Annotated in this window: 17 protein-coding genes and 2 pseudogenes; 9 read left to right on the top strand and 10 right to left on the bottom strand. The window is 58.7% G+C overall.

Annotated elements, in window-relative coordinates:
- Window positions 1-11 precede the first annotated feature (11 nt).
- Window positions 12-1,775, bottom strand: coding sequence for a GmrSD restriction endonuclease domain-containing protein (locus C1713_RS07255; protein WP_102493475.1), 1,764 nt, complete (start codon window positions 1,773-1,775; stop codon window positions 12-14).
- 107 nt (window positions 1,776-1,882) lie between these two features.
- Here C1713_RS07255 and C1713_RS07260 point away from each other — a divergent pair, with 107 nt between their 5' ends.
- Window positions 1,883-2,365, top strand: coding sequence for a methylated-DNA--[protein]-cysteine S-methyltransferase (locus C1713_RS07260; RefSeq protein ID WP_102493476.1), 483 nt, complete (start codon window positions 1,883-1,885; stop codon window positions 2,363-2,365).
- Window positions 2,366-2,398: 33 nt separating this feature from the next.
- Here C1713_RS07260 and C1713_RS07265 read toward each other — a convergent pair whose 3' ends face one another.
- A complete protein-coding gene (locus C1713_RS07265) occupies window positions 2,399-2,956 on the bottom strand; it encodes an acyl-CoA thioesterase (protein ID WP_102493514.1) in 558 nt (185 codons plus the stop codon).
- A 180-nt stretch (window positions 2,957-3,136) separates the two neighbouring features.
- Between C1713_RS07265 and C1713_RS07270 the strand changes: the two are divergent.
- The 8 genes and pseudogenes from C1713_RS07270 to sucD form a co-directional block, all read left to right on the top strand.
- A pseudogene (locus C1713_RS07270) lies at window positions 3,137-4,072 on the top strand (1-deoxy-D-xylulose-5-phosphate synthase N-terminal domain-containing protein); the annotation flags it as partial.
- 174 nt (window positions 4,073-4,246) lie between these two features.
- Window positions 4,247-5,002 (top strand): annotated as a pseudogene (locus C1713_RS07275) (transketolase C-terminal domain-containing protein); the annotation flags it as partial.
- A 209-nt stretch (window positions 5,003-5,211) separates the two neighbouring features.
- Window positions 5,212-5,478 (top strand): HPr family phosphocarrier protein, encoded by a 267-nt coding sequence (locus C1713_RS07280; RefSeq protein ID WP_039981290.1) that lies wholly within the window; start codon window positions 5,212-5,214, stop codon window positions 5,476-5,478.
- Between the two features lie 107 nt (window positions 5,479-5,585).
- Entirely contained in the window at window positions 5,586-7,319 is a 1,734-nt protein-coding gene (gene ptsP, locus C1713_RS07285) for a phosphoenolpyruvate--protein phosphotransferase (protein WP_102493477.1), read from the top strand.
- A 353-nt stretch (window positions 7,320-7,672) separates the two neighbouring features.
- Window positions 7,673-7,879, top strand: coding sequence for a ferredoxin (locus tag C1713_RS07290; RefSeq protein ID WP_170950795.1), 207 nt, complete (start codon window positions 7,673-7,675; stop codon window positions 7,877-7,879).
- A gap of 59 nt (window positions 7,880-7,938) precedes the next feature.
- Window positions 7,939-9,012: an aldose epimerase family protein gene (locus C1713_RS07295; protein ID WP_102493479.1), complete on the top strand. Its 1,074-nt coding sequence runs from the start codon at window positions 7,939-7,941 to the stop codon at window positions 9,010-9,012.
- A 196-nt stretch (window positions 9,013-9,208) separates the two neighbouring features.
- Window positions 9,209-10,399: an ADP-forming succinate--CoA ligase subunit beta gene (sucC, locus tag C1713_RS07300; protein WP_102493480.1), complete on the top strand. Its 1,191-nt coding sequence runs from the start codon at window positions 9,209-9,211 to the stop codon at window positions 10,397-10,399.
- An 18-nt stretch (window positions 10,400-10,417) separates the two neighbouring features.
- The gene (gene sucD, locus C1713_RS07305; RefSeq protein ID WP_102493481.1) at window positions 10,418-11,323 is read left to right on the top strand and encodes a succinate--CoA ligase subunit alpha; all 906 of its coding nucleotides are present in this window, start codon (window positions 10,418-10,420) and stop codon (window positions 11,321-11,323) included.
- A 58-nt stretch (window positions 11,324-11,381) separates the two neighbouring features.
- Here sucD and C1713_RS07310 read toward each other — a convergent pair whose 3' ends face one another.
- The 8 genes from C1713_RS07310 to C1713_RS07345 all read right to left on the bottom strand — a co-directional run bounded on the left by C1713_RS07310 (window position 11,382) and on the right by C1713_RS07345 (window position 19,724).
- The gene (locus C1713_RS07310; protein WP_009753632.1) at window positions 11,382-11,699 is read right to left on the bottom strand and encodes a type II toxin-antitoxin system RelE/ParE family toxin; all 318 of its coding nucleotides are present in this window, start codon (window positions 11,697-11,699) and stop codon (window positions 11,382-11,384) included.
- Window positions 11,683-11,997: a type II toxin-antitoxin system RelB/DinJ family antitoxin gene (locus C1713_RS07315; RefSeq protein WP_009753631.1), complete on the bottom strand. Its 315-nt coding sequence runs from the start codon at window positions 11,995-11,997 to the stop codon at window positions 11,683-11,685. Before C1713_RS07315 ends, C1713_RS07310 begins: the two co-directional genes overlap by 17 nt.
- 311 nt (window positions 11,998-12,308) lie before the next feature.
- Entirely contained in the window at window positions 12,309-13,127 is an 819-nt protein-coding gene (locus C1713_RS07320; protein WP_050341872.1) for a DUF6630 family protein, read from the bottom strand.
- Between the two features lie 112 nt (window positions 13,128-13,239).
- Window positions 13,240-14,364 carry a M20/M25/M40 family metallo-hydrolase gene (locus C1713_RS07325; protein ID WP_102493482.1) on the bottom strand — a complete coding sequence of 375 codons (1,125 nt, stop codon included), beginning with the start codon at window positions 14,362-14,364 and terminating at the stop codon, window positions 13,240-13,242.
- A 7-nt stretch (window positions 14,365-14,371) separates the two neighbouring features.
- Window positions 14,372-15,652, bottom strand: coding sequence for a C4-dicarboxylate transporter DcuC (gene dcuC / locus C1713_RS07330; protein ID WP_009753628.1), 1,281 nt, complete (start codon window positions 15,650-15,652; stop codon window positions 14,372-14,374).
- 124 nt (window positions 15,653-15,776) lie between these two features.
- Complete coding sequence (locus tag C1713_RS07335) at window positions 15,777-17,165, bottom strand: aspartate ammonia-lyase (protein ID WP_102493483.1); 1,389 nt, start codon at window positions 17,163-17,165, stop codon at window positions 15,777-15,779.
- Between the two features lie 226 nt (window positions 17,166-17,391).
- Window positions 17,392-18,318, bottom strand: coding sequence for a carbon-nitrogen hydrolase family protein (locus tag C1713_RS07340; protein WP_102493484.1), 927 nt, complete (start codon window positions 18,316-18,318; stop codon window positions 17,392-17,394).
- Between the two features lie 14 nt (window positions 18,319-18,332).
- On the bottom strand, window positions 18,333-19,724 hold the full coding sequence (locus C1713_RS07345; protein WP_102493485.1) for an alanine/glycine:cation symporter family protein: 1,392 nt from the start codon (window positions 19,722-19,724) through the stop codon (window positions 18,333-18,335).
- Between the last annotated feature and the right edge of the window lie 77 nt (window positions 19,725-19,801).

Below are 19,801 nucleotides of genomic sequence, written 5' to 3' on the forward strand. Positions count from 1 at the left end.
TCCGTGATTCCCTAAATAGGTACACCAAACTTCTGCACAATCTCCTCACTGTCACGCCCGACGATTCTCTTTCCCATTGCAGCAGAGACAGCATCGAGAAGTGCCGTCGCCCGATGGCGCATAAACGCATTGAAATCATCCGTCTCGCAGTCCTCCATCGAGATCCAATGTGAGGAGAGATACGCCGTCAAGCTGCTTCGGTCAACCTTTGCAGCAATATGCTTCAGATATTCGCTCGGGGCAGCACCGCCAATTTCACGATTCGTGATGTAGGAGATCGGCGTCTTATTGATGACGGAGTCCCATTTTTCTTCAGGAAGTCCGCTCTTGATGCAGTAGCTGCGCGGAAAAATATGGTGGATGTCGATATTGGCTGCCTTGAACTGCGTAAAGTCCATGTCCTGCCCGCTGATAAAATCCTTGCTCCCGTGTTTTAGAATCAATGCCATCACGCCCTTGTAGGCAGCGCTTTGCCGCGTTCGCAGGAGGAGCAGACGCGGTGCATTGAAGTATGCGTCCTGTACGGTCTTTGGCAGCTCACCGCCATCCAGCCAGCGCATGACGCCCACGACGTCATTGACATAGCGCGTTTCGTTCGCACTGCCATAGAGCTCGCCAAATACGCCGCACCAGTACCACTGCTTGATTCTCTGCTTCACGTTCGAGGATTTGATCTGATTCTTTTCGAGCAGCAGGGTACACAGTACAGCAAGCGGGATGAGCTGCGTTGTATAAGGAATCTCTCTGCGCGCAAAAATGCGCTCCTCCGCAAGCAGATCTGCTGCCTCACGGAACCCCTCGCAGAGCGCATTGGCATATGCCTTGTAGTCCGTAAGCTTCAGATTCAGCACGTCTTTTTTCTTGCAGCTGACCGTCCCCTTCCCCTGATACGCGGCCAGCAGTGTGCATGCCGTCAGGAAGTCCGTCGATGTGACGACATTGAGAAGATCTCCGCTGAAATAGGTTCTCACGCGATGTTCCCAATCCTGACGCAGATCAAAATCCTCCATCGCAAAAATAGCCGTCACCAACTCGAAAACGGTGAGCGACACGCCGCCCTGGTTGACGTTCTCAAAAACCTGACAGACGGCTTCCTTCGGCGTGTCTTTCTCCATGGTGATGACGGGAATTTTATACTGGAATGCCGGCATCACGATGCGGCTCTTAAAGTCGCTGTACTCTTTGGAGATGTTCGCCTCATGTCCATAGTGTGCTAGATACGCCTGCTCCCATTGAAATGTCTTGGCGGGGTCGAGAATGATATTGAGCGGGAACATTTTTGCTGCATATTCTTTGTTGGGCGTCGTGAGATCCAGCTCCACTTTCCTGCCGAAATCAGACGTCAGCTGTTTCGTCTCCGGCACAGAAATGATGGCATCGAGGCGATCTGCATCCGCGTCCAATACCTGTTCAATGCTGATGTAATAGTAGCGATAGATTTCCTTCCCTTTGTCCGTGCGTGTCCGTACGGCCCCTTCGCCGTAAAGCGCCGAGTAAGCGGAGGTCAGGCGCTGCTGTCCGTCCAGGACAAGATCGTTGGGTACGCTGTTCGCCGAGGAAATCCCCTCAAACAGACGATATTTAAAATGGAGCGAATCGCCGCCATAGGAGAGGAACATCGCCGCGCCGACAGGAAAGCCGCGCGTGATGCTCGCGATCAGCCCGCGGATGCGGTTGTCATCCCAAATCCACCCGCGCTGAAAATCAGGCAACTGTATCCTGCCCTCGTGAATATCCCGCATCAAATCGACCAACGGCTTATCATTCGTTTGCATCACATACACTCCTCTTTGTACTCTACATCTGCAGCATCTCCATATAGTATAATAAACCGTTCTATAAATTAAAAGATTTTATTTTCTTGCATGATAGGAGCACCCACATGACCTACGCAGCGTACTATTTCTCGCCTCTCGGCAGGATTGTCCTCATGAGCGACGGCACGGCACTGACGGAGCTGGACTTCGCCGAAGGAGTCCCCGAGGCATCTGCTGTGCACACACAAAAAGACCTCCCCGTATTTAGAGAGGTCTGTCGTTGGCTCGATGTGTACTTCGCGGGGCGTGATCCCGGTGCTCTGCCGCCGCTTGCGCCGCACGGCACAGCATTTCAGCAGGCAGTCTGGAATATCCTGCGCGGGATTCCCTACGGCACGACGACGACGTACGGCGGGATCGCCGCGCGCATCGCCGCCGCACGCGGCGGCCGGATGTCGGCACAGGCGGTCGGCGGCGCGGTCGGGCGCAACCCGATCTCCATCCTCATCCCCTGCCACCGCGTCATCGGCACAGACGGCAGTCTGACGGGCTACGCGGGCGGACTGGACAAAAAGGAGTATCTGCTGCGGCTGGAGGGGGTTCTATAGCGTTTCCCCGAGCGGCTTCACGACGCACTTACTTCACTGCTTCTCTGCCTCTCTCTGTTCACGTGACGCCTTCGCCTGCTGGGCAATCGCGTCACAGACACAGCCGCCCGTGGGAATAGTGACGCCGCGCTTGCGCGCCTTGTGTGCCTCGTAGCGGCGTTTGCCCTCCTCGAAGGCGGCACGCGCCTCCTCGGTCTTGAGCTCGAGCGGCGGCACGGTCTTCGGGCGTGCGTTGCGGTCAAGCGCAACCATGGTAAAGTACGCTGAGAGCCCGAGCTGCGGATCGCTGCCCTCGTCGAGATCCTCGACGATGACGTTGACGGAGATCTCCATCGAGCTGTGTCCGACGTAGACGATATCTGCCGTCACGACGACGAGGTCGCCGATGCGGATCGGCAGGTGAAACTCGAGCTCATCGACGCGCGCCGTGACGACGTTCGAGCGCGCGTAGCGCCGCGCCGCCGCGTATGCTGCCGAGTCCATCAGCTTCATGATCTCACCGCCGTGGACATTCCCGTTCGGGTTGGCCTGACTCGGCATCATGACCTCGCTGATGACGATGCGGCTGTCCTTCATTTTGCATTCACTCATATTCTGTTCCATCCCTTCCATAAATTACGTAGATCAAAGTGATTTTATCATATTTAACTGAAAAAATCCGTCACATGGGCAACAAAAGATGACCGGCAAAATCCTCCTTGACACCTGCGGCTCCATCGGTGGTATAATCGCCATAGGAATGGATTGGAATACAGGAAAAGGGGGATTTCTTTGTATCTGGAAAAAATCACGTCGCCTGCCGACATCAAGGGGTATACGGCAGAGCAGCGCAGGGCGCTCGCACAGGAGATGCGCGAGGCACTCCTAAAGCGCGCGAGCATTCACGGCGGGCACTTCGGCCCCGACTTTGGCGCAGTCGAGGCGATCATCGCCCTGCACACGGTGTTCGACTCGCCGACGGACAAGATCGTCTACGACGTGTCGCATCAGTCCTACCCACATAAGATGCTGACGGGGCGCATCGAGGCGTATCTCGTGGAAAAGGAGTACGATGAGGTCTCGGGCTATACGAATCCCGAGGAGAGCCCGCACGATTTCTTCAACGTCGGACATACGTCCACCTCGATCAGCCTCGCGACGGGTCTCGCCAAGGCGCGTGACCTCGCGGGACGCCACGAGAACATCATCGCCTTCATCGGCGACGGCTCGATGTCGGGCGGTGAGGCACTCGAGGGGCTGAACGTCGCGGGCGAGATGCAGACGAACTTCATCATCGTCTTTAACGACAACGATCAGTCCATCGCCGAGAACCACGGCGGCATGTATAAGGAATTCCGCCGCCTGCGCGAGACGAACGGCACGGCGGAGAATAACCTCTTTCGCGCGATGGGCCTCGACTACCGCTACGTCGCCGACGGCAACGACTGCGAGGCACTGATTGATGCGTTCCGTGCGGTAAAGGACAGCCAAACGCCCGTCGTCGTCCACATCCATACGCAGAAGGGCAAGGGCTACAAATTCGCCGAGGAAGACCATGAGACGTGGCACTACCGTATGCCTTTTGACATCGAGACGGGCGCGCTGAAGCACCCGTACACCGATCCCTTCCTTGCAGCGACGGTGGACTTCGTCAAGGCAGAGGCACAGAGGAATCCGAACTTTGTCTTCCTCGCGGCGGGCACGATGGGCGGCATTGGGCTCACGCCCGCCTATATGTGTATAAAAGAGAATCATCATCCCCTGACACCGCGGTAACGTCACAGACGGGAAGCAGATAGGCCACGCTGGCGGACTGTGCAAAAAAAAGGAGGAGCGGGAATGTAGGAAACGGTGAGGATCACAGAGGTAGAGGGAGATACAATAAAAAAAAGGAGAATAATTACATCGGGGCTCGCGCGCGGCGGCGCGCGCCCCATCTTCGGTACGTACAGCACGTTCTTCCAGCGCGTCTACGATCAGATGGCGCAGGACGTCGCGGTCAACAACAACCCCGCCGTTTTCCTCACCGTCGGAGCATCCATGTACTACATGAACGACGTGACGCATCTCGGCTTCTTCGACATCCCGCTCTTTGCGAATATCCCGAACCTCGTCTTTCTCGCGCCCGCAGGTATCGAGGAGTATCTCGCGGTGCTGCGCTGGGCGCTCGCGCAGACGGCGCATCCCGTCATGATCCGCGTGCCCGTCATGGGCTATGAGACGTCGCCCTACCCCGTGCGCACGGACTACAGCGCACTCAATCGCTATCAGGTCGTCACGGAGGGCGCGGAGGTCGCCATCATCGGTACCGGCAACTTCGCACAGATGGCGAGTGACGCGGCCGCCGAGCTCGCGAAGGACGGCGTGCACACGACGGTCATCAACCCGATCTTCCTCTCGGGGCTCGATACGGAGCTGCTCGACAGGCTGAAGGCGAAACACCGCCTCATCCTCACCCTCGAGGACGGCACGCTCGAGGGCGGCTTCGGGCAGAAGATCGCCGCATACTACGGCATGGACGAGCACATCCGCGTGCGCTGCTACGGGCTCTCGAAGGAATTCCACGACCGCTACAATCCCGAGGAACTGGCGCGGGAGCATCATCTTACCGCCGAGCAGATCGTGGCGGATACACTGCGCACGCTGAAGAAAAAATGAGTGCCGCTCAGACGAACCATTGACAGCAGTCAGCAGGCTTCACCGGATCAATCATCCGCCAAAATTATCCCGCGCTCACAGCGGTGAGAGTTATTGAAAAGCCCCTTCATTTATAGTATAATATCTATATCATTGGTTCACGTGTGCCCCCACATCGGTGCGGCACAGGGGATATGGTCATCTATCTATTCGGATGGGAGAGGTTTTATATGACGCAGGAGACAGTAACCATCGAGAACAAGACGGGCATTCACGCGCGTCCCGCATCGGTTTTCGTTCAGACGGCGACGAAGTTCAAGTCCAAGATCCAGATCGAGGCAAAGGGCAAGAAGGTCGATGCCAAGAGCATTCTCATGCTGATGAGCATGGGGCTCGTGCAGGGCACGCAGATGAATATCATCGCCGAGGGTGAGGATGAGGCAGATGCCGTGAAGGCTCTTGCCGATCTCGTCAACTCGAAGTTCGGCGAGGAGTAAAATCATACGGAGGACGCCCGAGGGTACATATTCCTCGCGGCGTTTTTTCATCAGTCACCACAGAAAAATTTTCACTGTGCAGATTCCCATGGGGAAAGGGGATTGTTATGGCAGAAACCATCCGTGGAAAAGGCGTCATCTCCGGCATCGCTGTCGGACAGGTCCTGCTCGCGGGGCAGAACCTTGACGGCTACCTTGCCGCCTATAAACCAGGTACGGTGGACGAGGAGCAGGCAAAGGCGAATGAGGCAATCTCCGCCGTCACTGAGGTGCTGCTCTCAACCATCGACCGTCTGCGCAAAGAGGAGCAGACGGAGCAGGCCGCCATTCTCGAGGCGCACCGCATGATGGTGCAGGACCCCATGATGGCGGAGAACATCGCCGCCAAGATCGCGGCGACGGGCAGCGCACCGCAGGGCATCCTCGACGCGGCGAACGAGCAGGCACAGCTCTTTGAGCAGATGGAGGACGAGTACTTCGCCGCGCGCGCGGTCGATCTGCGCGACGTGGGCAAGCGCATCGCGAAATACGTCCTCGGCGTCAAGGAGCCGGAGGTTGGCTCCAGTCAGGTCATCCTCGTCGGCGAGGAGATCGAGCCGTCCGTCGTCGCAGGCATGCCCACCGAGCAGATCGCGGGCGTCATCCTCGGCTCGGGCAGCGCGACGAGCCACGTCGTCATCATCGCAAAGGCACGCGCCATCCCGACCGTCCTCGGCATCGGCGACAAGATCGACCTCATCCATGACGGCGACGAGGTCATCCTCGACGGCAGCCGCGGCGACATCGTCATCCGTCCGACGGAGGAGGAGCGCTCCCTCTACGAGACGAAGATCGAGGAGCAGAAAAAACTCGCGGCGCACTACGCCGCGCTCAAAGATCTCCCCGCCGTCACAAAGGACGGCGTGCGCGTCGAGCTGACGGCAAACATCGGCACGCACATGGACGTGGACAACGCACTGACCTACGGTGCGGAGGGCGTCGGGCTGTTCCGCTCCGAGTTCATCTTCATGGGCTCGACAACGATCCCGACGGAGGAGGATCAGTTCAAGGCATACCGCGCTGCGGTCGAGAAATGCGGCGGCAACATCTGCGTCATACGCACGATGGACATCGGCGGCGACAAGCCCCTGCCCTATCTCAACATCGACCCGGAGGAGAACCCATTCCTCGGCTATCGCGCCCTGCGCATCAGCCTCGACCGGCACGACCTCTTCCTCCCGCAGATCAAGGCGATCCTGCGCGCCGGCCTCTACGGCAAGGCGGCGATGATGGTGCCGATGGTCATCAGCGTCAGCGAGATCCAGCGCGTGCAGAAGCTCGTCGAGCAGGCCAAGGTCGAGCTCGCCCACGAGGGTAAGGAGTACTCCGACGACGTACAGGTCGGCATCATGGTCGAGACCCCTGCCGCCGCTGTCGTCTCCTCACTCCTCGCACCGTACGTGGACTTCTTCAGCATCGGAACGAATGATCTCATTCAGTACACCCTCGCGGTCGACCGCGGCAACGCGCAGATCGCCCATCTCTACAACCCGTTCAATCCCGCCGTCCTGCGTCTCATCAAGCGCACAATCGAGAGTGCGCGCGAAGCGGGCATCTGGGTGGGCATGTGCGGCGAGATGGCAAGCGACCCGTACGCCGCCGTCCTCCTCCTCGGCATGGGCATCTCGGAGCTCTCCATGAGCGCGCCGTCCATTCCGCGCGTCAAGGAGATGATCCGCTCCGTCACCATGGAACAGGCAAAGCAGCTCCTCGACGATGTGATGAAGATGGAGCACGGCGTCGATATCCGCGCCTACATGCACAAGATGCTCGAGGCATCGGACGCCAGCGCGAAAATCTGAGGAATCGCTGATCCGTGATTCTCTGAAAATCTATGCAGACTAGGGGCTGTTGACGAAGTGACAAACTTCGTATCACAGCCCCTGTTTTGTGCCCCTTCCACCGCTCTCGCGGTCCCCCTTGCTGACCTGTCCAAGAAGCAAGTCCACAGGACGAAGCTGATTGGGTAACAGGTCGTATGGGAAAACGTCCCAAGAACACGAGCGACAGCGATGTGTGATTGGCTGACGTTGACCGCTCCCCGTGATAGCGGGAAGGCTTTGGATAACGGCATAGCAGCTTCCCCCGCTTGCGGGGGAAGTGGCGAACGCAGTGAGCCGATGGGGGCAGCCCCATTTTCCATGTGGAGGACATAATGACCCTATCCATCGACAGCACCGCCTGTGTCTCCTGCGGCATGTGCGCGGAGCGGCTGCCCGACCTCTTCGTGATCGATCGCACGCTGCGCTGCGCCCGCCTCCTGCGTCAGCCCGCCCTGATGGAGGAGGACGATGCCCTCGAGGCGGCGGAGGACTGCCCGACGGGGGCGATAGTTTTTTGTACGAAAGCCGCCTCTTTGTGACAGAATTTGTGATAGAATAAGACATATCATTTCGTGTCAGGGACAAAGGGGGACATATCATGACAGAGGTAACCAAATCACCGTTCGGCACGATGCCGGACGGGCGCGCGATCGAGCTCTATACACTGCGGAACGCACGCGGGACAACCGTCGCCGTCACGACCTATGGGGCGCGGCTCGTCTCGTTTGCGCGCAAGGTGAACGGCACGCCGATCGACATCGTCCTCGGCTATCGGAGCGGCGCGGACTACCTGCGCGACACGACGTCGATGGGCGGCGTCGTCGGACGACACGCCAACCGCATCGCGGACGGGCGCGTCACGATCGGCGGGCATACCTACCAGCTCGAGCAGAACTCGGGCTCGCACAAGCAGAACCACATCCACGGCGGAACGCACGGCCTGCACTACCACCTCTGGACGGCAGAGCCCGTCGCGGATGGCGTGGCGCTCACAGCGATCAGCCCCGAGGGAGAGGGCGGCTACCCCGGCAACCTCGAGGCGACTGTGACCTACCGCCTCACCGACGACGACGCGCTCATCCTCTCCTACCGCGCCGTGAGCGACGCAGACACCGTCTGCAACCTCACGAACCACGCCTACTTCAACCTCGACGGCACAGCCGCCCCCTCCGTCATGGAGCACACGGCGGAAATCTTCGCCGATGAATTTACATGGGCGGACGCCGAGTCCCTGCCCGACGGGCGCATCCTCCCCGTCGCGGACACGCCGATGGACTTCCGTGCGCCACATCGCATCGGCGAGCGCATCGACGCGGACTACGACGAGCTCCGCATGGCCGGCGGCTACGACCACAACTGGGTGCTGCGCGGCGATCCCGCCCCCGCGCCCTATGCCCACCTCAAAAAGGCGGCGCGCGTCACGAGCGCACAGACGGGGCTCGCCCTCGACTGCTGGACGACCCAGCCGGGGCTGCAGTTCTACACGGCAAACGCCCTCGGCAAGTCGCCCCTCGTCGGCAAGGGCGGTGCTCCCTACACACGGCGCAGTGCGTTCTGCCTTGAGACACAGTTCTTCCCGAACGCATTCGCGCATCCGCATTTCCCACAGCCCATCCTGCGTGAGGGCAAGGTCTGGACGGCGGAGACCGTCTACCGCCCGACTGAGATCTGAGCGGACAACTTCATCGTGAGACTGCTGCGCACCTTCTGCGCAGCAGTTTTTTGTCCGCATTCATAGAAATCCTTTATGCTGCACGAGGTTTTTTCAATCATTTATTTATACAAAATTGCTAGACTTTTACATACGGGGGCGGTAGAATAGGAGCAAGAGTTGTGCTTTCGTCACAAAAGTTAAGGGAGGATTGTAAATGAACATTCACGAGTACCAATCCAAGCAGGTTCTGCGCGAATTTGGCGTTAATGTCCCGAACGGACTGCCGGCGTTTACCGTCGATGAGGCGGTCGCGAATGCGGAGAAGCTCAGCACCCCCGTCATCGTCGTCAAGGCGCAGATCCACGCAGGCGGACGCGGCAAGGCAGGCGGCGTCAAGATCGCGAAGAACAAGGACGAGGTCCGCGCCTACGCGCAGGAGCTCCTCGGCAAGACGCTCGTCACCCACCAGACGGGCCCCGAGGGCAAGGTCGTGAACCGCCTCCTCATCGAAGAAGGCTCAAAGATCAAAAAGGAATACTACCTCTCCTTCGTCGTTGACCGCCAGACGGCGAGCATCGTTATGATGGGCTCCGAGGAGGGCGGCGTGGAGATCGAGAAGGTCGCCGCCGAGTCCCCCGAGAAAATCATCAAGGAGTATATCGACCCCGTCATCGGGCTTGCTCCGTTCCAGGCGACGCGCATGGCGTACGCCATCAACATCCCCGGCCCCGCCGTCCGCAAGGCAGCGGCGCTCATGCAGGGACTCTACGCCGCATTCATCGGCAAGGACTGCTCGCAGGTCGAGATCAACCCGCTCGTCGTCACCGAGGACGACGATGTGATCGCACTCGATGCGAAGCTCAACTTTGACGACAGCGCCCTCTTCCGTCACCCCGACATCGCGGAGCTGCGCGACGAGACCGAGGAGGATCCGAAGGAGCGCGAGGCAGCGGCCGCAGGGCTCAACTACGTCAACCTCGGCGGCGACGTCGCGTGCATGGTCAACGGCGCAGGCCTCGCCATGGCGACCGTCGACATCATCAAGCACTATGGCGGCGAGCCTGCGAACTTCCTCGATGTCGGCGGCGACTCCGAGCCCGAGAAGATTGCCAAGGCATTCAACATCATGCTCGAGGGCGGCCAGGCCAAGGGCATTTTCGTCAACATCTTCGGCGGCATCAACCGCTGTGACAACATCGCCAACGGCATCATCGAGGCGGCCAAGATCATCTCGAAGGACGGGAAATCCCTCCCGGTTCCCGTTGTCGTCCGCCTCGAGGGCACGAAGGTCGAGGAGGGACGCGAGATCCTCAAGAACACACCGATCGGCAACGTATTCCCCGCACCCACGATGGAGGGCGGCGCAGAGCAGATCGTGAAACTCGTCGCACAGGCGAAGGCGTGAGAGAGGGAGGTATACGATATGTCAGTCATGATCGATAAGGACACCAAAGTCATCGTCCAGGGCATCACGGGCAAAGCGGCCATGTTCCACACCCAGCAGATGCTCGCCTACGGCACAAAGATCGTCGCAGGCGTCACCCCCGGCAAGGCAGGCCAGGAGGTGCACGGCGTCCCCGTCTTCAACACCGTCGCCGACGCCGTCAAGGCAACGGGCGCAACGGCATCTGTCATCTACGTCCCCGCGCGCTTTGCGGCGGACTCCATCCTCGAGGCGGTTGACGCAGAGCTCGACCTCGTCGTCTGCATCACCGAGCACATCCCCGTGCTCGACATGGTGAAGGTACGCCGCTACATGCAGGACAAAAAGCCCCGCCTCGTCGGGCCGAACTGCCCCGGCCTCCTCACCTCTCAGCAGTCGAAGCTCGGCATCACGCCGGGCACCGTCAGCAAGCCCGGCCACGTCGGCCTCATCTCGCGCTCCGGCACCCTCACCTACGAGGCGGCGTTCCAGCTCACGAACGCGGGCATCGGCCAGACGACCACCGTCGGCATCGGCGGCGACCCCGTCAAGGGCACGGACTTCATCGACGCACTCCAGCTCTTTAAGGACGACCCCGACACCTACGCCGTCCTCATCATCGGCGAGATCGGCGGCACGGCCGAGGAGGACGCGGCGAAGTGGATCAAGGAGAACATGCCGAACAAGCCCGTCTCCGCCTTCATCGCAGGGCGTCAGGCGCCTCCGGGCAAGCGCATGGGCCACGCCGGCGCCATCATCTCCGGCGGCAAGGGCACGGCAGCGGACAAAGTCGCAGCGCTCAACGCGGCAGGCATCCCCGTCGCGGACACCGTCGCCCACATCGGCGAGACCATGGTCAAACTCCTCAAGGAAAAGGGCCTCTACGACAAGTGCCACACCTGCTAAGCAGCAGAAAAGCAGCGAATCCCCCGCACACGATGTGCGGGGGATTTTTGCGTGCAGTCTATGGCATAAACGCACGATCTATATCTCTGCCACCATAGATGACGCGAAGGATGGTAACTTTTTCCTGCGCTGTGTCTACCGTGTAGAACACCTCGAAATGATCCACGGGCATGATGCGGACTTGCGGATATCCCGCAAAGTGTTTCGGGTATGCGCGAAATCGCATCGGCAGCTCTGCAAGACTGAGAATCTGTTTCCTGATCCGCGCAAGCTGTGTATATGCGTTCTCCGGTGCTCGCAAAGTATCCGAAATATATCGAAAGAGATTTCTAAGATCTGCCGCCGCCTGAGATGAAACATCAACCCGATACTGCATGATGTCCCTCCATCATCTCCGCAAACACTTCCTCCGCTGGACGGACTCTGCCTGCCGCAAGGTCTTCTAAGCCCTTTTTCAGTTCGCACTCGAGCTCTGCCTCACTGAGATCGGCACGATGGAGCGGCCGTGTTGCCTCCTGTTCCTTCACAGAGAACGGCAGCCCACGATGGATGAGGCACTGACGCAGGAATACATTGACGGCGGTGGAGAGATCGAGCCCGAGATTCTGGAAGAGTGCCATCGACTGTGCCTTGACATCAGCATCAATACGGATCTGTGCGGATACGGTTGCCATAGGATCACCTCCTTTTTACATTCGATAGGCCTATTATATCGTTTTTGCGGTACAACGTAAACAATTTTTCAAAAGATGTCGCCCAATCTTCTGCGATCATATTTGTGGAACAACCCCCATCGAGGAAAACTCCATGATCATTGCCCCGAGTGATGCGAAGGTCTCGCGCCCCCCTGTGCTGTCGCAGGCGAGCGGGGGCGGGCGTCGCACAAAAAGCGCGATTTCTCACGAGATAGAAAAAGGCGCAGGCAAATGCCCACACCTTGCTATGTAAATGCAAATGAAACGATGATTTCAGGCTTTTCCGCGCCTCACATCTCCTCCGCGCGTGCGATGCGCTGCAGGATGGTCTGTGCGTATTCCTTCGCACGGCGAAATTCCTCCGTGGACAGAATGAGCAGCACGTAGTCATCCGTGCCGACGTCCATCCCCGCGAGAAGCGTATCCGTCCACTGCGCGTTTACCTCCTCACACCACGCAGGGACGCCGTATTCTGCGCTGAGTGACGCCGGCAGTGAGAGCTCTCGTCCTGCGGCGAGCTCCTCCAGTGCCGCAGCGAAGTCCTCCTTCGCAGTTCTCGTATCCAGCGCGGCGGCCTGCCCGCAGGAGATCATCTCATCCGAGAGCTCATACCACGCATCATTCCACGCGTCGCTCTCCTCGGTATGCGTCGGCAGCTCCACACGGCGGCAGAACGCCCCCGCGCGTTCTGCCCCGAGCAGCATCTCCGCCAGTGCCGTAAACGCCGCCTTTTGCTCCGCGCTGCTCGCCTCGTGCACCTCCTGATACCGCTCTTTGGGCGGCAGCGTCCCGCGCTGCACAAACGCCCGCATGATCACAGCGGCCTCCTCGTCACGCAGATCAGCGATCCCATAGGTTTCCCCATCGATCGTGAGAGAGAGATTCACCGTACCGTGCACACGCCCGCGCGTCGCCTTCATGCGCGTACATCCCTCAATCGCCTGCGGCGGGTATAACTCCACGTACATATTGACACCGTCCCGCATCGCCGCGAGATGATTTTCGATGGCAACAATATGGAATCCGGATCTGTTGTATATACTGCTCTTCAGCCGCCACGTCTCGTAAGTATGAAAGATTTTTTCCTGCATCCACTGATAAAGTCCCATGGCATATCTCCTGTTGCACCATAATGGATGTTCCTCGGTGCCCCAATCGTAAGTGCACAAATGCACGAAAAGACACGGATAACGCGTCCGTGTCTTTTCGTGTATTCTCATATCAGCCCCGCGCGATCTCCTGTACGATCGCGAGAGTGAGCTCTGCCGCATCATAGAGATCCTGTACGAGGATGCTCTCCTCCTTCGTGTGGCAGTCCGTCATGCCGACGCCAAGGACGGTGGTCGGCACGCCGTAGGCGTTAAAGTGGTTCGCATCCGAGCCGCCGCCCTCCTCCTCGAGCACAACGGGAAAATGGCACTTCTCCGCCGCGCGCCGCAGGTAGCGGATGGGCAGTGCATCGGCAGGCAGCTCGTACGGATCATAGTCCTTCTTGATCTCGATCTCGGCACGGCATCCCGTCCCCTCAAGCGCGCCGTGGACGGCGTCCACCATGCGCTGTGTGAGGGCGTCGAGCTTCCCCTTGTCGCGGCTGCGCGTCTCGAAATTCAGCGTGCAGAATTCTGCGACGACATTCGTCGCTGTGCCGCCCGCGATCTTGCCGACGTTGCAGGTTGTCTCCTCGTCGATGCGCCCCTGCGGGACGGCGGTGAGCACGCGCCCCGCCGCCGTGATCGCGTTTTCCCCCGCCTCGGGGTCGATACCGGCGTGCGCCGCCTTGCCGATGATGCGCACCGCCAGCTGGTTCTTGCCCGGTGCCTTAAACGCCGCTGTCCCCGCGTGCCCGTGGGTATCGAGTGTATAGCCGAAATCCGCGTGGAGCAGCGCCGTATCGAGGCAGCGTGACCCGTTGACCCCGCCCTCCTCGGCGACAGTAAAGACGATCTGCAGGTCGCCGTGCGGGAGGTTCTGCTCCTTGAGACAGCGCAGGGTCTCGAGAATGGCGGCGACGCCTGCCTTGTCGTCCGCACCGAGGATGGTCGTGCCGTCGGAGCGGATCACGCCGTCCTCGACGATCGGCTTTATATTGGCACACGGCTCCACACAGTCCATGTGTGCTGTGAGCATCGCGGTCGGTGCGCCCGCCGCCGTCCCCTTAAAATTCGCGACGATATTGCCGCAGCTGCCGCCGAGGAACTTTCCCGCAGCATCCTCGTGAATCTCCGCCGCGCCGAGCTCACGCAGGCGCGCCGTGAGGAGATCGCCGATCTCGCGCTCATCGAGCGTCGAGCAGCGGATGGAGACGAGATGCAGGAAATCGTCCAAGACTCTTTGTTGATCGATCATGAGATGCCTACTTTCCGAGGAAGAGCACAATCATAAAGGTGATGGTCGCGAGCAGCATCGGGAGCGCGTTGCGCTTTGACAGCTCCATCGGGCTGACCTTTGCAAGGCCTGCGCAGACGAGTGCCGCGCCTGCCACCGGCGACATGGAGCGTCCGATCGAGCCGGCCATCTGGGCGAGCGAGCCGAGGTCGATGATGGTCATGCCGAACGTCTCCGCATGCGGGGTAATCGCCCCGTTGAACGCGAGTGCCGCCGCGTCGCCCGAGCCGGAGATCACCGCAATGATGAAGGGACCGAACGCCCCCGCGATCTTTGCGACGGACTCAGAGCCCTTCATCGCCTCGATCAGGGCGTCCGTCAGCCCCATGGCGGTCATGCCGGCGGTAAAGACGGCGGCGGAGACGATGAGACCGATCACACCGCCATACGCCTCCCCCATGCCGTCGAAGAACTTCCGCGTGATCTCCTGCGGATTGGCACGTGTGACGACGAGGGCGAGCACCGTGCCGACGATCATGGCCGTCGGCACATCAGTGAGCGGCAGGACGGCGATCTGCTTGCTGCCGAGCACGAGCAGGACGAGCGGTACGAGCGGCACGAGTGCGTAGATCGGATTGACCTTAAAATTCTTGCCACCCTCCTCCCGCTCGAGGCGGAGATGGTATGCTTCGCGGCGCGCGTCGTCGGGGCCCTCCCCGCGCAGAACCGCAATCGCTGTCAGGGTCACGACGGCGACGATGGAGGCGATGATCGCCGCCGGCACCTGCGCCATGATGACCGTCATGAGGTCGGTCTGTGCGAGATCGGCGACGAAGATATTGTGCGCCTGCCCCGGGCTGATTGCACTGCCCCACGTCCCTGCGAGAACTGCGGCCGCCGCCATCGCGGGGTGGACCCCCGCCGCCATGAGCGTTGGGATGAGGATGCTGCCGACCGCCGCCGAGCAGCCCGCCGCGCTCGGGATGGCGATATTGATCCACCACGTGAGCAGGGTCGCGAGCGGGATCAGGATCAACTTGCTCCGCGTGATGACCCCCGAGATGGACTCGACGAGATGTCGGTCACAGGTCGTGATCTTCATGACGAACGAGAACCCCATCACCGTACAGATGACGGGGACGAGCGAGCCGTGCACCATCGTCTTGCTGAACGTCGTCACGGCATTTCCCATAACGCCGCCGATAAAGCACATAAGAAAGCCTGCGGCAAGCAGCACCATGCGCGTCTCGTACTTTTTGATAATGGCGGCAAACGCGAGAATAACGATAATCCCTCCGGCAATAGCCAATAAGAAAACCTCCTTCGATAAGACAGCAAAAAACTACCATAGAAAAATTACTATCTATAAGTAATTTCGCCGAAATAATAGAAAAACCTCTGCTTCCCCTAATTAAATCAAAGTTAAGGAATCGCTATTCCGCGATGCCGGGGTGCGTCATCTGGCGCGGCGAGAGGATGTGCGACAGCTCCTTCTTCGTGAGGATGCCGCGGTCGAGGATGATCTCGCGGATGGGCTTTCCTGTCGTATACGCCTCCTTCGCGAGCTCAGCGGATTTCTCATAGCCGATGTGCGGCAGGAGCGCGGTGACGATGCCGACGCTGTTGTCGAGCCATTTCTGGCACTGCTCGATGTTCGGCTCGAGGCCGATGAGGAGCTTGTCGACAAACGTATCGACGGCACGCGTGATGTAGTTCAGCGAGTTGAACATATTGAACGCCATAACCGGCTCCATCACGTTCAGCTCGAACTGGCCGTTCTCTACACCGAACGTTACGGCGAGATCGCCTGCGATGACCTGATAGCACGCCTGATCGAGAACCTCGGCAATGACGGGGTTGACCTTGCCGGGCATGATCGAGGAGCCGGGCTGGCGCATCGGCAGATGCAGCTCGTTCAGCCCGCAGCGTGGTCCCGATGCCATGAGACGGAAGTCGTTCGCCATCTTGATGAGGACGAGCGCGGCATTCTTGAGCGCCGAGGAGAAATCGGCGAACGCATCTGTGTTGTTTGTCGCATCGATGATGTTCTGCGACGTACGATATGTCTCCCCCGTGATCTCCGAGAGGCGCTTGGCGACCGCCTTGATGTACGCGGGTTCCGCGTTCAGCCCCGTGCCGACGGCGGTGCCGCCCATGTTGATCGTGTGGATCGCACGCTGGACAATGCGCGTGCGCTTCATGCAGCGGCGCACAGCGGAGGCATAGGCACCCATCTCTTGCCCGAGCGTGATGGGGACAGCATCCTGCAGATGCGTACGCCCCATCTTGAGGATACCGCGATAGGCGACAGCCTTCTTTTCCAGTTCGGCCGCAAGACGGTCGAGCGCGGCGAGGAAATCGTCCCCCTTCTTTGAGAGACAAACCTTGATGCCTGTAGGAAAGGAATCGTTTGTCGACTGCGCCATGTTCGCATGGTTGTTCGGCGAGATGATGTCGTAGCGTCCCTTGGCCTCACCGCGCAGTTCAAGCGCACGGTTGCAGAGCACCTCATTCATGTTCATGTTGACCGATGTGCCCGCACCGCCCTGAATCGGGTCAACGGGGAACTGGTCGATCAGTCCGCCTGCGATGATCTCATCTGCCGCCTGCACAAGCACATCGCCGATCTCGTGCGGCAGACGTCCCGTATCCATATTCGCGAGCGCCGCCGCCTTTTTCACCTTCGCAAGAGCAATGATGAAATCGGGGTCGAGCTTCTGCCCCGTGATGTTGAAGTTCTCCACGGCACGCATCGTCTGTACGCCGTAGTAGACCTCGTCCGGTACCTCCAGCTCGCCGAGAAAATCGTGTTCTTTTCGCATCGTGATCTCTCCTTTTTACATCCGCACATAGATTATCAACAATTGTATACAGTATACCACAAAAAAGGAAAATAGATAGTGCTTTGAAAAAAATAAATGACATTTATTCTTTTCCCATACCTTCATCCACATCTTTCGCTGCGGATCATTGGAAAAAACGTATGAAAATAGACGAGACAGCTGTACGTAAGCTTCTGACTTCGTACGGCTGTCCCGTCTCTCTTTCTTATCGATCGTGAATATTTAGTTCGAGGACATCAGGGCGCGCATAGTGCCCACACGGGTCAAACTCCATCTTGGCAGCAGCTGCCCTTCCAAGATCGAGGTCGGCGACGATGAGTTCCTCCCGATCCCATACAGGCTCCGTGAGGAACTCACCGAAAGGATCAACAATACAACTCCCACCGCGGCAGGCGATCTCTGGCAGATGATCAATCTCCTCCTTACAGTGGAGCTGCTCGCGCGGGTAGTCTTCCCGTTTGAAGAACATATCGGCATTAATGAAGTAACAGCGCCCCTCAAGGCCGATGTGCCGCGCTGTGTTGATCCACGAATCCACGTCATTCGTGTTCGGTGCAATGAAGATGTTTACGCCGCGCTGATAGAGCGCCGCACGGGCGAGCGGCATATAGTTTTCCCAGCAGATAAGACTGCCGAGTGGCCCCCACGGGCTCTCCACCGTTGGGAAATATCCACGATTCGCGTCGCCCCAAACAAACCGCTCCGCACCGGTCGGCTTAAGTTTACGGTGCACAGAGGCAAGCACCCCATCGGGCGTAAACATGATATTCGTGTTGTAAAGTGTCCCCGTCGTATCATCGCGCTCGGACACACCGATGCTGAGGTAGATATGGTACTTCTTTGCCGCTGCGCCAAGCGCCTCCGTCTCGGGGCCTGGGCAGACAACAGAGTTATCGTAATATAGCTTCCAGTCCTTGCGCCCTTCCTCATCACGACTGCCGACTTTGAAGCCAAATGTCATACCGAACGGATAGCCCGGGAGGAAAAGCTCCGGAAAGACGACAAGTTCAGCCCCCTGCTTGGCAGCTTTGTCAATCCACTCCAGTGCTTTGTTTAGCGATGCCGTTTTGTCGAACATCACTGGGGATGCTTGGACAAGGGCAAGTCGACATTTTTCTTTCAGATCCTGCATGAAAATATCTCCTTTCAGCGATTGTGGCTGCGATAGCGTTCAACAATATCCTCGTCGTAGTCCCAGAGAGGCGCATCACAGATTTTCTTCTGCTCCTGATAGTCCTTCAGAGCAAAGGCAACGTATTTTGACAGACGGAAGAGGGCGATAACGTTAAAGAGTACCATGAGTGCGCCAAAAAGATCAGCAAACTCCCACATGGAGATAACGGGGACGATCGATCCAAAAAGAATTAGACAGAGTGCAAAGATGCGGTAAACTGTGACCGCATGTTTCTTGTCCGGAAAGAGATATCGTGTGTTGACCTCACCGTAGTACATATTGGCAAGTAGTGTTGTATAACCGAACAGAAACATAGCGGCGGCAACCAGCCAGTAGCCGAGATCCCCAAACGAAGAGGAAAATGCAGCCTGCGTCAGCTGGATCCCCGTAAGACTGCCATTCAGTGCGCCGGAGAGAAGAATGCAGAATGCAGTACAGCTACAGACAATAATCGTCGTCACAAAAACTCCAAGCATGCCCGAAAGTCCCTGGTTGACCGGATGCTTGACGTTTGCGGCAGCGTGCATGGACGGCGTTGTGCCGGCACCGGCATCGTTGCTGAACAACCCGCGTGCTACACCATAACGGAACGCTTCCTGTACACTGTAGCCGAGCACGCCGCCTGCCGCCTGTTGAACGCCGAAGGCAGAATCAATGATGAGCCTAAACATATCGGCAATCCACTCAGCGTGTGTCACGAGAACGATCAGAGCAAGAATGATGTAGGCGAAGGCCATAAAGGGAACAATATAAGAAGCGACCGTCGACAGGCGTTTAATTCCGCCGAAGATGACAAGTCCGACGAGCGCGACGAGGATCACACCGACGGCAAGCGGTGGAAGCTCCGCCTGTCCGCTGAACGATCCGGCGATAGAGTTACTCTGCACCATGCAGTAGACAACGCCGTTGCCGAGGATGACGGAGATCGAGAAGAGAATCGGAAGTACCTTTGCGTTCAGTCCGCGCCGCATATAGTAAGCGGGACCGCCGCGAAAGGTTGTCCCATCCTCATTCTTTACACGGAAGATCTGAGCGAGAACCGCTTCGCCAAACATGATGGGCATTCCGAGAATCGCAGTGATCCACATCCAGAAGATTGCACCTGGACCGCCGGAGGCAAGTGCTGTCGCGACACCGACGAGGCTGCCCGCGCCGACCTCGCTGCCAATCGCAGAGCAGAGTGCGCCGAAAGCACTGACCCCCGTGGCACTGCGGCTGGCCTTCCAGAGATTTGGTACCAGCTGGGTAAAATAGCGTACCTGCGGGAAACCGAGACGGATCGTGTAGAAAATGCCGCAGGATAGCAAGATACCTGCGATCAGCCAGCCCCAAAAGACGCCGTTAATGGCCTTGATGACTTCCACGATGAAACTCCTCCCTTCAGAAGAACAATGCGGATACTGTCATACGACAAAGAACTCTATCTGTTCTCTAAAAATTA

The sequence above is a fragment of the Centipeda felix genome (assembly GCF_900186465.1).
In the GTDB taxonomy this organism is placed as follows: Bacteria; Bacillota; Negativicutes; order Selenomonadales; family Selenomonadaceae; genus Centipeda; species Centipeda felix.